General features: G+C 67.5%; 12 protein-coding genes. 3 read left to right on the forward strand and 9 right to left on the reverse strand.

Going from position 1 to position 13,303, the window contains the following annotated elements; all coding sequences use genetic code 11:
- Nucleotides 1-12: 12 nt before the first annotated feature.
- From QPC17_RS04680 to QPC17_RS04695, 4 genes are all read right to left on the reverse strand, one after another.
- Nucleotides 13-1,194, reverse strand: coding sequence for an MFS transporter (locus QPC17_RS04680; protein ID WP_285347516.1), 1,182 nt, complete (start codon nucleotides 1,192-1,194; stop codon nucleotides 13-15).
- A gap of 72 nt (nucleotides 1,195-1,266) precedes the next feature.
- Nucleotides 1,267-4,617: a DNA polymerase III subunit alpha gene (gene dnaE, locus QPC17_RS04685; protein WP_285347517.1), complete on the reverse strand. Its 3,351-nt coding sequence runs from the start codon at nucleotides 4,615-4,617 to the stop codon at nucleotides 1,267-1,269.
- Complete coding sequence (locus QPC17_RS04690; protein WP_062612603.1) at nucleotides 4,614-6,155, reverse strand: DNA polymerase Y family protein; 1,542 nt, start codon at nucleotides 6,153-6,155, stop codon at nucleotides 4,614-4,616. Before QPC17_RS04690 ends, dnaE begins: the two co-directional genes overlap by 4 nt.
- On the reverse strand, nucleotides 6,152-6,847 hold the full coding sequence (locus tag QPC17_RS04695) for a hypothetical protein (protein WP_062612605.1): 696 nt from the start codon (nucleotides 6,845-6,847) through the stop codon (nucleotides 6,152-6,154). The genes QPC17_RS04690 and QPC17_RS04695 overlap by 4 nt, the downstream gene beginning before the upstream one ends.
- Nucleotides 6,848-6,985: 138 nt before the next feature.
- Between QPC17_RS04695 and QPC17_RS04700 the strand changes: the two genes are divergently transcribed.
- Nucleotides 6,986-7,516, forward strand: coding sequence for a YbhB/YbcL family Raf kinase inhibitor-like protein (locus QPC17_RS04700; protein ID WP_062612606.1), 531 nt, complete (start codon nucleotides 6,986-6,988; stop codon nucleotides 7,514-7,516).
- A gap of 36 nt (nucleotides 7,517-7,552) precedes the next feature.
- Complete coding sequence (locus tag QPC17_RS04705) at nucleotides 7,553-8,023, forward strand: tRNA (cytidine(34)-2'-O)-methyltransferase (RefSeq protein WP_070445229.1); 471 nt, start codon at nucleotides 7,553-7,555, stop codon at nucleotides 8,021-8,023.
- On the opposite strand, the gene QPC17_RS04710 is transcribed toward QPC17_RS04705, so the two are convergent.
- A complete protein-coding gene (locus QPC17_RS04710; protein ID WP_285347518.1) occupies nucleotides 8,004-9,512 on the reverse strand; it encodes a hypothetical protein in 1,509 nt (502 codons plus the stop codon). The two genes, QPC17_RS04705 and QPC17_RS04710, sit on opposite strands and share 20 nt — an antisense overlap.
- A gap of 172 nt (nucleotides 9,513-9,684) precedes the next feature.
- Here QPC17_RS04710 and QPC17_RS04715 point away from each other — a divergent pair, with 172 nt between their 5' ends.
- Entirely contained in the window at nucleotides 9,685-9,975 is a 291-nt protein-coding gene (locus tag QPC17_RS04715; protein WP_062612613.1) for a helix-turn-helix transcriptional regulator, read from the forward strand.
- Here the strand turns inward: QPC17_RS04715 and QPC17_RS04720 are convergent.
- The 4 genes from QPC17_RS04720 to QPC17_RS04735 all read right to left on the reverse strand — a co-directional run bounded on the left by QPC17_RS04720 (nucleotide 9,972) and on the right by QPC17_RS04735 (nucleotide 13,257).
- The gene (locus QPC17_RS04720; RefSeq protein ID WP_070445236.1) at nucleotides 9,972-10,778 is read right to left on the reverse strand and encodes a TrmH family RNA methyltransferase; all 807 of its coding nucleotides are present in this window, start codon (nucleotides 10,776-10,778) and stop codon (nucleotides 9,972-9,974) included. The genes QPC17_RS04715 and QPC17_RS04720 overlap by 4 nt on opposite strands.
- A gap of 72 nt (nucleotides 10,779-10,850) precedes the next feature.
- Complete coding sequence (locus QPC17_RS04725; protein ID WP_062612618.1) at nucleotides 10,851-11,957, reverse strand: SPFH domain-containing protein; 1,107 nt, start codon at nucleotides 11,955-11,957, stop codon at nucleotides 10,851-10,853.
- 17 nt (nucleotides 11,958-11,974) lie between these two features.
- Nucleotides 11,975-12,409, reverse strand: coding sequence for an NfeD family protein (locus QPC17_RS04730; RefSeq protein ID WP_062612621.1), 435 nt, complete (start codon nucleotides 12,407-12,409; stop codon nucleotides 11,975-11,977).
- A 59-nt stretch (nucleotides 12,410-12,468) separates the two neighbouring features.
- A complete protein-coding gene (locus QPC17_RS04735) occupies nucleotides 12,469-13,257 on the reverse strand; it encodes an ABC transporter ATP-binding protein (protein ID WP_068539246.1) in 789 nt (262 codons plus the stop codon).
- Between the last annotated feature and the right edge of the window lie 46 nt (nucleotides 13,258-13,303).

Genomic DNA, 13,303 nt, shown 5'->3' on the forward strand with positions numbered 1-13,303 from the left:
CTGCCTCACATTCTAGCGTGAGGCAGGCTCCGCGTTCGAGCTCAGCAAGGCAAACAGTGCCACGACGCCGAGGCAAGCGAACGCCAATCCCAGCGCGGCCGGCCAGCGGCCCAAGTCCCACGCCAGGCCGAACAAGATTCCACCTAGCGAGGAACCGCCGTAGTAGTGCGTGAGGTATAGGCCCGATCCGATCCCCGGTTTCGGGTGCAGGCTCGTGGCGCGCCCGGACTGGATCGAGTGCATCGCGAAGAAGCCTCCGCATATGATGAACAGGCCCGGCCACAGAGTGTAGACCGTGGGCTGGATGAGCAGCGCGATCCCCAGCGCCATGGTGGCCGTGCCCGCGATCATCGCCCCGCGGGCACCAACGCGCGCGATGAGGCGGCCCGCCCGTGCTGAGGTCACCGTTCCGGCGAGGTAGCCGAGGAAGAGGAGCGATGTGACCGACGTGCCCATACTCAGCGGCGGTTCGGAGACCCGGTAGACCACCACGTTGTACAGGCCGACGAACGTGCCCATGCCGACGAACGCGAACAGGTAGGCCAGCAGCCGCTGGCGCTTTCGCCACGGACTCTCCGGGCGCGAGGGCGGCAACTCCCCCGCCGCGCGTCCCTTCGTTGCTGGAAGGAGGAGATGGGCTAGCCCGCCCATCACGGCGGAGACGAGCGAGACAGCGGCCAGGCCGATGCGCCAGTTGTCCGTCACCTCGTTGACGAATCCGGACAGGAGGCGGCCTGCCATCCCACCCACGGTGGTGCCGGCAATGTAGAGACCGGAGACCTGGGCAACCGATGACAGCTCAACGTGGCGGCCCACCCAGGCGAGTGCCGCGGTGAAAGGCGCGCCGAGCGCGATCCCCTGCGCGACGCGCAGCGCCACAATCACGCCCCACGCGTGAGTGAGCGGGATGGCGAGCGAGACGAGCACGGCACCCGCCAGACCCCCGATGATGAGGCGCCGCTCGGACACGCGCGCTAAGGCCGCTCCCCAGAACAGCACGGATATGGCCAGGCCGAACGTGGCGGCCGAGAGCAGCAGGGCCGACTGCGAGGCTCCTACCCCGAACTCGTCGCCAATCACGCGCAGCAGCGGCTGGGGCGCATACGTCAGGGCATACGCCCCGATCCCAATGCAGAACAGCGCGCCGAGCGCGCGCCCGTAGTCGGGTGTTCCGCGGCGAACAAGTTGACCCATGCCTCGGACTATACGTCAATCGCATTCATGCTTTTCTCCTTTCCTCTCTGCCGACGCTCACCCGCGTTCGCGTTAGCGGAAGTCCCGCGACGGGAGCGGGACCGCCAGCTCGAGGCGTTCGACCCCGTCGGCAACGAAGTTCATCACGTCATCCGCCCGCTCCACCACGCCGCGGATAATCAGGCCTTGGGAGGTGCGTAGCACCTTGCGGTGCTTCTCCCATAGCCCCACCGAGCACACCACGTTGAGCAAGCCCGACTCGTCCTCCAGGGAGAGGAAGGTGATGCCGGAGGCCGTGTGCGGGCGCTGGCGGTGGGTGACAATCCCCGCCACGCGGATCCGCTCCCCCGGCTCGTAGCCGGATAGGTCCGCGATACGCACCACCCCACGTTCGGTCAGCGATGGGCGCAGGAAGTCCATGGGGTGAGTGCCCACTGAGATACCCGTGGATCGCAGTTCGGCCATATTCTCCTCCACCGGGCTCATGCGGGGCAGGCGCGGCGACGTGGCGCCCACGTGCAGCCCGGGGAGGCTGGGCTGGAAGGAATCGCCGAGCCTCTTGCCCGTGTAGGCCAGGGCCCCGGCCGCCCAGATTCCCTCCCGGCGTGTCATCCCCAGACTGGTCAGCGCGCCGGCCGCCGCGAGCTTCTCCAGCTCCGGCGTGGTGAGCTTGGCCCGGCGGGCCAGGTCCGCCACCGAATCAAACGGGCGCTGCGCGCGGGCGGCGAGGATGCGTTCAGTGGCCCTCAAACCCTTGATGTTCGATAGGCCTAGCCGCAGGCCCCGGCGCGGATCAACGCTCACCAACGGGTGGGCTCTCACCTTCCGCTCCGGGGTGACCTCCACGCACGAGTGCTCTTCTGAAAAGCACACGTCCACCGGCAAGACGAGCACGCCGTGCCGCCGCGCGTCGGCCACCAGGGTCTGCGGCGAGTAGAAGCCCATGGGCTGGGCCGCGAGGATGCCCGCGTAGAAGTTTTCGGGGTGGTGAACCTTGAGCCAGGCGCTCGCGTAGACAAGGTAGGCGAAGGAAAAGGAGTGCGACTCGGGAAAGCCGAACTCGGCGAAGGCCTCCAGCTTGGTGTAGATCTCCTCGCGCACCCGCGGGCCGATCCCGCGCTCATCCATCCCGGCCATGAGATCCCCGCGCAGATCCCGCATCCGGTCATGACTGCGCTTGGCTCCCATCGCCTTGCGCAGCTGGTCGGCCTGTGCCGGGGTGAAGCCGGCCGCGTCGATCGCGATCTGCATGAGCTGCTCCTGGAAGAGGGGCACGCCGAGCGTCTTTTCCAGCGCGCCCTTGAGGAGCGGGTGTGCGTAGGTGACCGGTTCGCGCCCGCGGCGGCGGTTGATGTAGGGGTTGACCGAGCCGCCCTGGATCGGGCCGGGCCGAATGAGGGCTACCTCGATCACGATGTCGTAGAACGTGCGCGGTTGGATGCGCGGGAGGGTGGCCATCTGCGCCCGTGACTCCACCTGGAACACCCCGATCGTGTCCGCCGCACACAGCAAGTCATAGACCCGCCCGTCCTCCTGGTCGATGTTGTGCAAGCCCAGCGGCTGACCATCCGCAGCCCGCACGCCGCGCTCGGTGAGCTCGGTGAAGGAGATGCGTAGGGCGCTGAGCATCCCCAGCCCGAGCAGGTCGAACTTCACCAGCCCCGCCTCGGCGCAGTCATCCTTATCCCACTGCAGGACGCTCCGGCCCTCCATGCGCGCCCAGCCCACCGGGCACACCTCGATCACCGGCCTATCGCACAGCACCATCCCGCCCGAGTGGATGCCGAGATGGCGAGGCAGGCGCTGGAGCCGACCAGCGATCTGCACCACCCGTTCCGGCACCTCGGATTCGATCCCCCAGCGCAGCGCGAACCGCGCCCCGGCCTCCGACGTGATCTCTTCTCCCTCCACCTGTGAGCCCGGCGCGCGCTCTTCTGCCTCCGGCGCGCGCTCTTTTACCTCCGGCTCCGATCCCGGCCGCCGCTTCGGGCTCCCGGCCAGCTCCGGCGCCCGCGAGCGGGCATCGGACGCCCGGCGCTCGACCGACTTCGCCCACGCGTCCGCCTGCCCCGCGTCATACCCCAGGGCGCGCGCCGCGTCGCGAATAGCCGAACGTGGCCGATAGGTGATGACGTTGGCCACCTGAGCTGCGTGCCTGCGTCCGTAGCGGGCATAGACGTGCTGGATGACCTCCTCGCGCCGACCGGCCTCAATATCCAGGTCAATATCCGGCGGCCCAGAGCGCCCGGGCGAGAGGAAGCGTTCGAAGAGCATGCGGTGGCGCACGGCGTCCACCGCCGTGATCCCGAGCGCGAAGCAGACCGCCGAGTTCGCCGCCGAGCCGCGCCCCTGGCACCAGATCTCCTGCTCGTGGCAGAAAGAGACGATCTCGTGGACGATGAGGAAGTATCCGGGGAAGTGCAGCTGCTCGATCACCCCCAGTTCGTGGTCGATCTGCCGCCAGGCACGCGGGTGGGCCTGCCGGCTCCCGTACCGGCTAAGCGCCGCCTGCTCCGTGAGGTGGCGCAGCCAGGTGGCTTCGGTGTGACCCGGTGGGGTGGGGAACGGCGGTAGGTCCGGTGCCACGAGGGTGAGGTCAAAGGAGCACTCCTCCCCAATCTCCGCGGCCGCCGCGATAGCACCGGGATGTTCGGCGTGCAGGGCAAGCATCTGTTCGCCCGACTTGAGGTAGGCAGGCCAGGCCGGCAGCCAGCTCCGGTACTCCTCGAGTGGCCGGTTCGCACGCGTGGAGGCCAGCACGTCAGCGAGCACCGCGTCCGACGCACGGGCGGCGTGGACGTTGCCCGTGGCCACCACCCGCAGCCCCGCCTCCTTGGCCAGGGAAACAAGGAGCCGATTGCGTTCGCGATCGTAGGGCTGGTTATTGTGCGTGATCTCCACCGCCACGGACTCCGCGCCGAAGAGCGCGGTGAGGGTGGAAAGGTACCCGCGGGCGGCATCCACCGCCCACACCCCCGGCTCCCGCTCAAGCGCTCGGCGTACCCCACCCTTGCGGCATCCGGTGAGAATCTGCCAGTCCGTCGCCCCCGCCGCGAGCGATTCGAGGGTGTGAGCGGCGTGGCCCTTCTCCCCCGAGGCCAGCATCGCCTCGCCGATCGTGCGCGACAGGGCGTGATAGCCCTCCGCGCCGCGCGCCAGGACGATGAGGTGATCCCCGTCCGGATCTTTCTGCCCCGGCCGGGGCCGGCCACCCACCGTGATCTCGGAGCCGATCACCGTGGGCAGGCCGTGCCGCCGCGCCGCGCTCGCCAGCTGCACGACACCGGGCAGCCCGTCGTGGTCCGTGAGCGCCAGGGTGCTCAGCTCGAGTTCCACCGCCCGCTCGACCAGATCGGCCGGCATCGAGGCCCCGTCGAGGAAACTGTAGGCCGAGTGCGCGTGAAGTTCGGCGTAGGGAATCATTCGTACACCCCCGCCAGCCACCACTGCCCACCCTCCCGATAGGCGAGGTAGCCGCGCCCGCGTAAATCGGCGAACTCCATCCACGCCTTGCGCTGCTCCGAGGCCGGCACCCACCACCCCGTGGCCTGCAACCACGGCCCAGCCGCCGTGACGAGCGGCTCCGGCGCCCCGCCTGCCACCAGCGCTGCGGGGCGTGGATGGGCGCACCCGTGAGCGCAGGAGAAAGTCCCCAACGCGGTGAGCGCGCAGTCGTGCCCGCGCGCGTCAAGCACCGCGATCTTCTCCGGCGCTGCCTTGACGAAGCTGGGCCAGGGTTCAGGGAGACGGCCCGGCCACGGATCGGCCCGCAGGGTATCGGAGGGCGCCTGCTCCCACAGCCGCATCTGATGCGCCTCCAGGGGGTGGCGCCCACCCACGTGCTCCGGAGCCAACACGGAATCCTCCCCCAGTAGGCTCTGAATGCGGCTCACCGCCCGCGCGGCCGCATCCGCACTGGCACGATCCGAACCCCACAGCGCGCCCTGGGCACGGCCCGCGGGCAGAATCGCGCTGGCGGCGATCGAAATGCGGGAAATCCCGTGCTGCTCCTCGGACATCCAGGCGCTCAGCTGCCAGCGCACGCGGTCAGAGATGTCCTTAGCGCTGGCCGCGTCGAGCGACCAGGCACGTCGGCGTTCCACGCTACTGCGGGTGTAGATCGTCAGCTCGCGGGCGATCACGCCCCGGAGGGTGAGGGCCTCGGCCAGCTCCTCCCCCATCTGACGTGCCAGGAAGGCCGCCTGGTCGAGGTTGGCCAACGGCGGATCCGCCTCCCGTTCCACCACCAGCTCCTGCACGCCGTAGCTTGCCCCGTCCCGCTCCGGCTCTCCCCCGTCAATCAACGACAGGACCCTCCCGGCCACCTCGAAACGGGTGAGCAGGGCGGCCCGGTCCAGCCGGCGAAGATCCCCGATGGTAAGCACTCCTAGGTTCTCCATCGCGCCGACGAAGGCGCGCATCTGCTCCCGCGATCGCGCCGTGGCCGCCCCGTGAAGGATCGCCCCGACCGGGTGGGCGTCGAGGAACGGGGGCGCGTGGCGGACGTGGGCATCCGTCCGCGCGGCCAGGATGGAGGTGAGTAACCCGTCCCCGAATCCGACGTGGGCTTCTAGACCGGTGTGAAGCGCGATGTCCCCCACCAGGTTCTCCGACAGCGCCCGCACGCTACCAGCCGCTCCCACCGGCCCACGCGCGAGGAAGGTGATGAGGCCGGGTTCGAGCACGCTGAGGTAGGCGATGTGTTCCTCGCACACCCGCACAACCCGCTCGAAACTAGCTACCTCCAGATCCGGATCTTGCCGGATGAGATGCAACCCGGAGGCGACCGACTGCGCCTGGCGCCGCTTCATCCCCTCACGCACGCCCTCCGCGTACGCCACCCCGTTGACGGCGACCACGCGGTTGGCGTAGATCGCCACCGGTTCTTCCGGCAGCGCGCGGCCGGCCATGATGGCACTGGCCACCGGCCAGTCCGGAACCCAGACACTGCCCCGCATCATGAGGCCCGGCCTCCCACCGCTCTTAGGTCGCCCTCATAGCGCGCCGGCTCCCAGCCGTCCCGCTCGTAGCGCACGGAGGCACTCCCCCAGCGCGTGGCGATCTCATAGTCAACGCCGCTGATGTGGCCCTCCTCCAGACCCCGCACCCCGACCAGCCGGCAGCGCATACCCACGGAGGCCTGCGGCCAGTTCATCGCCAGCAACAGCGCGCCCTTGGACATCGCACGCCGATGGAGCACGCGGCGCTCGCGGGCGTCAAGCGACACGTCCCCCAGCACCACCGCGTCAAAGCCGTCGATCGCGGCGCTGACCACACGGGCCCCCTGCGCCTCGATCCGTGGAACGGCAACGACCCGGCCCATATCCAGGCCCAGCCGTTCCGCGCATGCCCACCCCACGTCCGGAGCGCCGAGGAAGGCGATCCAGGCCTCCTGCCCAGAGAGGAGAGCGGCCAGGAAGGTCAGAAGGAAGGGCGAGCCTTCCACGCTGACTACCCCGCGCCGGATGAGGCCGTGCGGCAGGGCGGCTACGAGGTGGGATGGAACGGAAAAGGCATCGGAGGCCACCTCCCCGCTCAGCGTTCCTCCCGCCTGCACCTCCTGCGCCTGCACCTCCTGCGCGCGCACGACGCGCAGGCCCGCGCGCATCTCTGCCGCAGCCAGCGCTTTGCGCGCGGTTGCAAGCTTATCCATCAGCCACCCCCTTCGAACACATGTTCGATACTCATCTTAGGAGCGGCCCCCGACAAAAACTAGCCGCCGGGAAGTCCCAAGCCGCACGCACGGGCCAGAACCTGCCCACCTGTGACCTACTTCGCATATGATGGGGCCATGAACCTCGAACGACCCCTCGCGCCAGATCCCTACGAGCTTCTTCCCGCAGTCCCCTCGTTCACGCTGACAAGCCCCACGCTCACCGATGGCGGCGTCATGCCAGAATTCCACCTCGGCTTCGCGGACAACGTCTCGCCCGCCCTCGAGTGGTCCGGCTTCCCGCCAGAGACCCAAGGTTTCGCCGTCACGTGCTTTGACCCCGACGCGCCCACGCCCTCGGGTTATTGGCACTGGATCGTGCTCGACCTCGCGGACATCACCTGCCTGGAGGAGGGCGCCGGCCAGCATGACCTGACGCTCCCCGGCGCGGCGAGCCACATCCGCAACGATGCAGGCGAGTTCGCCTACTACGGGGCCGCTCCCCCGCCGGGCGACGTGCACCCGCACCGTTACATCTTCGTGGTCCACGCCCTCGATGTGCCTTCGCTCGAGCTTGACCCGGAGGACACGACGCCGGCTGCCGCGGCCTTCCACACCGTCTTCCATACGCTGGCGCGCGCTCGCCTCACGGTGACCTACCAGCGTTAGGTTCGACCAGTTGAACACCCGCGCTACACTGGGCGGGTGCTCAACTTCGTTTTCCATGAACCTAAGATCCCCGGCAACACCGGCAACGCCATTCGGCTGGCCGCCTGCACGGGCGCGCGATTGCACCTTATTGAGCCGCTCGCCTTCACCTTCGACGACGCGCACCTAAAGCGCGCCGGGCTCGACTACCATGACCTGGCCGACCTCGTCATCCACAAGTCATGGGAGGACGCCAAGGCCTACTTCGGGCCCGACCGGCGGATCTTCGCCTTCACCAGCCACACGTCCAACAACTTCGCCGACGAATCCTACCGCGACGACGACGTGCTCCTGTTCGGCACGGAGCCGACCGGGCTGCCAGAATTGGTGCTTGATGATCCGCGGGTCACCAAGTGGCTCCGAATTCCAATGCTACCCGGCCGGCGCTCCCTCAACCTGGCCAACGCCGCCTCGATCGCGGTGTACGAGGCCTGGCGTCAGCTAGGATTTACCTCCGCTTCGATGTAGAGCGCGCCCCCGCAACGAGCGTCACTCCCAGGCCGGCCAGCCCCACAGCCATCGCCGCGAAGGGCAGCGAGAAGGCGCCGGTGTTGGCCAGAACGGCCGGCGGGGTGCTCGGCTTCGGCTCGGGCGCCGGTACCGGAGTCGGTTCTGGCTTCGGCTGCGGAGCGGGAGTCGGTGTCGGCTCAGGTGTCGGCTCAGGTGTCGACTCAGGTGTCGGCTCCGGCGTGGGCTCCGGCATGGGCTCGGGTGTCGGCTCCGGTTCCGGTTCGGGCTCAACGAACACCGTCTCATCGGGCTCGAAGAACGGCATGGCTACGTTATCCTGCGGCAGGCCGGCGAAGTCGCCGTCGTCGCGGAAATGGCCGTCCACCACCACGGTGTACCAGCCGGGGCTGGGCTCGTGGTCGAAGACCACCTCGTACGTGCCGGGCTCGATGACGCTCAAGCTCACGGTTTCCGCAGCCTCCACGCCGTCCGGCACGACCTCTTGCTCTTCGAGCTGCTCCTCGAACGGCCCGTAGAGGCGCGCGGTGAGGTCAAAGGTGGCGGGGATGCGCTCGACCTTGGGCCACTCATCGGCGCTCACGGTCACAAGATCGCGGATTGCGCCCGAGTCCTTTATGGCCGCCTTGGTCGAGATGCTCACCTTCGTCTGGCTCGGCGCGTTGCGCAGCACCGCGTTTTGCTCGATCGCGCCGCGTTCGCCGCGCATATGCAGGTCCTGGGCCACGGAGTGGTGGCCAGTGGCGAACGAGTGGCCGGGGATCTTCGAGTAGGTGACCTTGAGCGTTACCTCACCGAAGGCCGGCGCCGTGACCGCGAAGCTCTGCTGCTCGGCGCCCGTGGTGCCCGTGAGCACGGCCTCTCCCGTCGATTCCCACGTGGCGCCCGAAAGCTCAGCGCTAAACGGCACGCCCACGAGCGGCACGCCAGCCTGGCCGATCACCGTAAAGCCGCTCAACTTGCCGTCGGCGAAGGTCAGCTCTCCGGCCTTGTGCGGCCCGGCAATCTTTGCCGCTATCTCCAGTAGCTTGCGTGCCTGATCCTGCCACGCCTTCTTCGACGTCGAGGCGATCCCGCGCGAATCGGCGGTCAGCTCGTGGACGGCGAGAGTGAAGGCCTCGGGCGCGATCCCCGCCACGGCCTCGGTGCCCCATAGGTCGAACATCGCGGCGACCTTGCCGGTGTCGGAGGCACTGATCGAGGTTTTCCACCCCACCTCAGTGCCCTGCTGCGTGTAGGGCTCCCCGGCGCGGGTGAGGCTTCGGGATTCGAAGTCGGCCTTCTCCATGCCGGGCTGGTAGCTGAAGTTCAGCTGGGTGTCACCGGTGCAGATGGCGATCGGCACGTGCGGGCTCGACAGCGCTCCCCACCGGCTCGGTTCGGTTGCCACGCGCGTCCAGCTCTGCTCGCCTGCGACGGCGAACGGAACGAAAGCGAAAAGTGCGGCTGCGAGGATAAAAATAAATGATCGACGAATGATGGTGTCCATGTTTCTCCCTTCGACGAGACCATCATGTCGAGAATCGCAAGACGCCGTTTTTGCAAAGTGCCCAAATGTGGATAGAGCGTGCACGAACGGAATTGTGCATAACTTTTTTGAAGAAAACCCACGCCGGGTATACCCCGCTGACCTGCGCCGGGTAAACACGGACCATGTTCGCGTGACCGAGTATTCCCCCGCCGAACGCGCCTTTGCCTCCACCTTCGCCAAGACTCTCATCGAGCGCCGCAGGCGCATGGGGCTCACCCAGGAGCAGGTGGCGCTCGCGGCGGATATCAACCGAAATCACTACCAGCTCATGGAGCACGCCCGCGCCGACCGGCGCACGAACAGCCCGGCCAACCCGCGCATGAGTACGCTCATCAAACTCGCCAAGGTCTTCGACTGCTCCGTACCCGACCTCCTCGAGGCCGCCCTCGCCGATTACCAGGCAGTCGAGGATCGCAGCTAGGGCCGTAGCGCCCAGGCCGCCAACGCGCTCGTGGCCGCCACGTTAAGCGAGTCCACCCCGCCGGCCATAGGGATCGTCACCACGTAGTCACTCTTCGCCAGCGTCGCATGCGCGAGCCCGTCACCCTCCGCGCCGAAGATCATCGCCACCTTCTCCGCGGCCATATCCGCTGCGAACTGATCGAGCGTCACCGCGTTATCCGACAGCGCCAACGACGCTGTTACCCACCCCGCGTCGGCAAGCGCGGCGATCGCGTGAGGCCAGCCCTCGATCCGGGTCCACGGCACCTGGAAGACCGTGCCCATCGACACCTTGACCGAGCGCCGGTAGAGCGGATCGGCGCAGTGGTCGGTGACCAGCACGGCGTCGACCCCGAGCGCGGCCGCCGAACGGAAGATCGCACCCACGTTCGTATGGTTGACCAGGTCCTCCAAGATAAAAATCCGCCGGGCGTCCGGGCACTGCGCGAGGAACTCCCCCAGCCCCTGCAGCGCGGGCCGGTTCATCGAGGCGATCGCGCCGCGGTGTACCTGGAAGCCCGTGAGCTCGGTCAGCAGATCCTCGGGCACGATGAACTGCGGCACGTCGCCCGGGAAGAAATCGGCCAGGGACTCGATCCACCTTTCGGTCATGACAGCGGCGCGCGGCGTATGGCCTGCGGCCACGGCGCGCCGGATAACCTTGTCCCCCTCCGCCAGGTACAGACCGCGCTCGGTCTCCAGCTTCTTGCGCAACGCCACGTCCGTGAGGCGAAAGAAGTCATCGAGGCGCGGATCGGTCAGGTCATCAACGTAAGTGAGCACGGATCATACTTTGCCACACCGCCCGGGTACACAAAAGGTGGCCACCTCTCGGCGGCCACCTTTCGCTGTTGCTTACTCGCCTCTCTGCTCCGGCATATCCGGGTGCTGGCCGAGCTCGGCGCGCGGATCGAACGGCTTACCCGAGTGGGTGCCGGATTCCTCCGCCTCCGACGACGCCCGGGTCGCCTCGCCGCGGGCGCTCGCCAGCGCCTCATCCACGTCCTGCAGGCTCGTGGAGGCAAGCGAATCGGCGATGTCCTCGTCCAGGCCCTCGAAGTTCACGGTGACCGGCTCGTCCCCGCCACGGCCGGTGAAGCCCTTGGTGACGGCGTCGAGAGCGGCGGTGAGTTCGGTGGGGACGATCCACAGCTTCGAGGACTGCGAATCGGCGATCTGCGGCAGGATCTTCAGGTACTCGTAGGACAGCAGCTTTGGATCGGCGTTGCCGCGGTGGATGGCGTCGAACACTTGGAGGATCGCGCGGGATTCACCCTGGGCCTCGAGGATTGCCGACTGGGCCGCGCCCTCGGCACGCAGGATGGCCGACTGCTTCTCACCCTCAGCGGTGAGGATCGCAGACTGCTTGACGCCCTCGGCCGTGAGGATCGCGGCGCGGCGGTCGCGCTCGGCCTTCATCTGCTGCTCCATGGCCGACTGGACGGTGGCCGGCGGGTCGATCGCCTTCAGCTCCACGCGCGAGACGCGGATGCCCCAACGGCCGGTGGCCTCGTCGAGAACGCCGCGTAGCTGGCCGTTGATCTGGTCGCGGCCCGTGAGCGCCTGCTCCATGTCCATCGAACCGATGATGTTTCGCAGCGTGGTCACGGCCAGCTGCTCGATGGCCGACATCGGGTCGGCGATCTCGTAGGTGGCGGCCTCCGGTTGCGTGACCTGGTAGTAGATGACCGTGTCAATGTTGACCACGATGTTGTCCGACGTAATCACGGGCTGCGGCGGGAACGGCACAACCTGTTCACGCATGTCGATACGCTGGCGGACCGAATCAAGGAACGGGATGAGGAAGTGAAGGCCGGGCCGGAGGGTCTTGTTGTACTTTCCAAGACGCTCGATGATGACCGTGAAACCTTGGTGGACCTGAATGACGGACTTCGCAATGCCGACGACGACAAGCAGCGCCAGAATCGCGAGGAATGCGAGCAGAATCGTGTTTTCTGACATGATTCCTACTTTCTTTTCTAGGACTCGTTGCGGACAGGTGTAACGACCACGCGGGCGCCCTCCACGGACTGGATGACAACGGCCGAGCCCTCATCGATCGGTTCGCCGGCGCACTTCGCGCTCCAAACTTCACCGCCGATCTTGACGCGTCCGGCGTTAGCGGTGATATCCGACAGGGCCTGACCGGTCCTACCCGCGAGGGCGTAAACGTTGGATTCGCCGCGCGAGGAATCGTTGACGTGCCTGCGCGCCCACGGGCGCACGAAGGCGATACCGAGCGTAGAGATGATGCCAAAGACGACGATCTGTAACGCAAGGGCCGACGGCGACGCGAGGGAGACGAAAAGCGCCGCGAGCGTTCCGGCCGAAAACATCATGAACAGGAAATCAACGGTGATCGTTTCAACGATGAGCAAAGCTACCGTGATAATCGCCCAAATACCCCAGGCCATGGATAACCTCCTTGGTCAACTCCAGTATACGTGCAAGGCTGACGCTCGCGCCCGTCGAGCTACGACTGCCGCGCCCGTGCGGTGTAACGGCCGGCGTCAAGTGAGAGATCGACGTCGACACCGAACACGGACGACAGGGTCTTCGAGGTCATGACCTCCTCGAGCTCTCCAGCGGCGGCCACCTGCCCGTCCTTGAGCAGGAGGCCGTGGGTGAAGCCCTGCGGGATGTCCTCCACGTGGTGGGTGACGAGCACGATGACCGGCGCGTAGATGCCGCCCGCCAGCTGGGACAGCGAGGTGAGCAGCTGCTCGCGCCCGCCAAGGTCGAGGCCGGAGGCAGGCTCATCCAGGACCAGCACCTCCGGGTCAGGCATGAGAGCGCGGGCGATGCCCACGCGCTTGCGCTCCCCCGAGGACAGGGTGCCCCACCGCTGATCGGCAAGCCCCGCAACACCGAGGGCATCGAGCAGGCCGAGCGCCCGCTCGTCATCGAGCTCCTCGTAGGACTCGCGCCACGTGCCCACCATGCCATAGGCCGCGCTGCGCACGACGTTGAGCACGGTTTCGGCGTCGTTGATGCGCTGGTCGAGCGCCGAGGATGCAAGTCCCACGAGCGGGTAGAGTTCGGAGACGTCGGTGTGCCCCAGCTGTTCGCCGATGATCGTCACCTTGCCCGACGTCGGGTGCATCCGCCCGGAAATGAGGCGGATGAGCGTGGTCTTGCCCGCGCCGTTCGGGCCGAGCACTACCCAGCGCTCGCCTTCGTTGACCGACCAATCAATGCCATCGATGATGTGGCGCCCGCCGCGGCGGACAACCACGTTGCTTACCTGAAGTACGTCTCCCATATCAACCAGCCTAGTTTACGGAAGGGCCGGCGCGCTCGTCGCACGC

This window comes from Trueperella bernardiae (assembly GCF_030246965.1).
GTDB lineage: Bacteria > Actinomycetota > Actinomycetes > Actinomycetales > Actinomycetaceae > Trueperella > Trueperella bernardiae.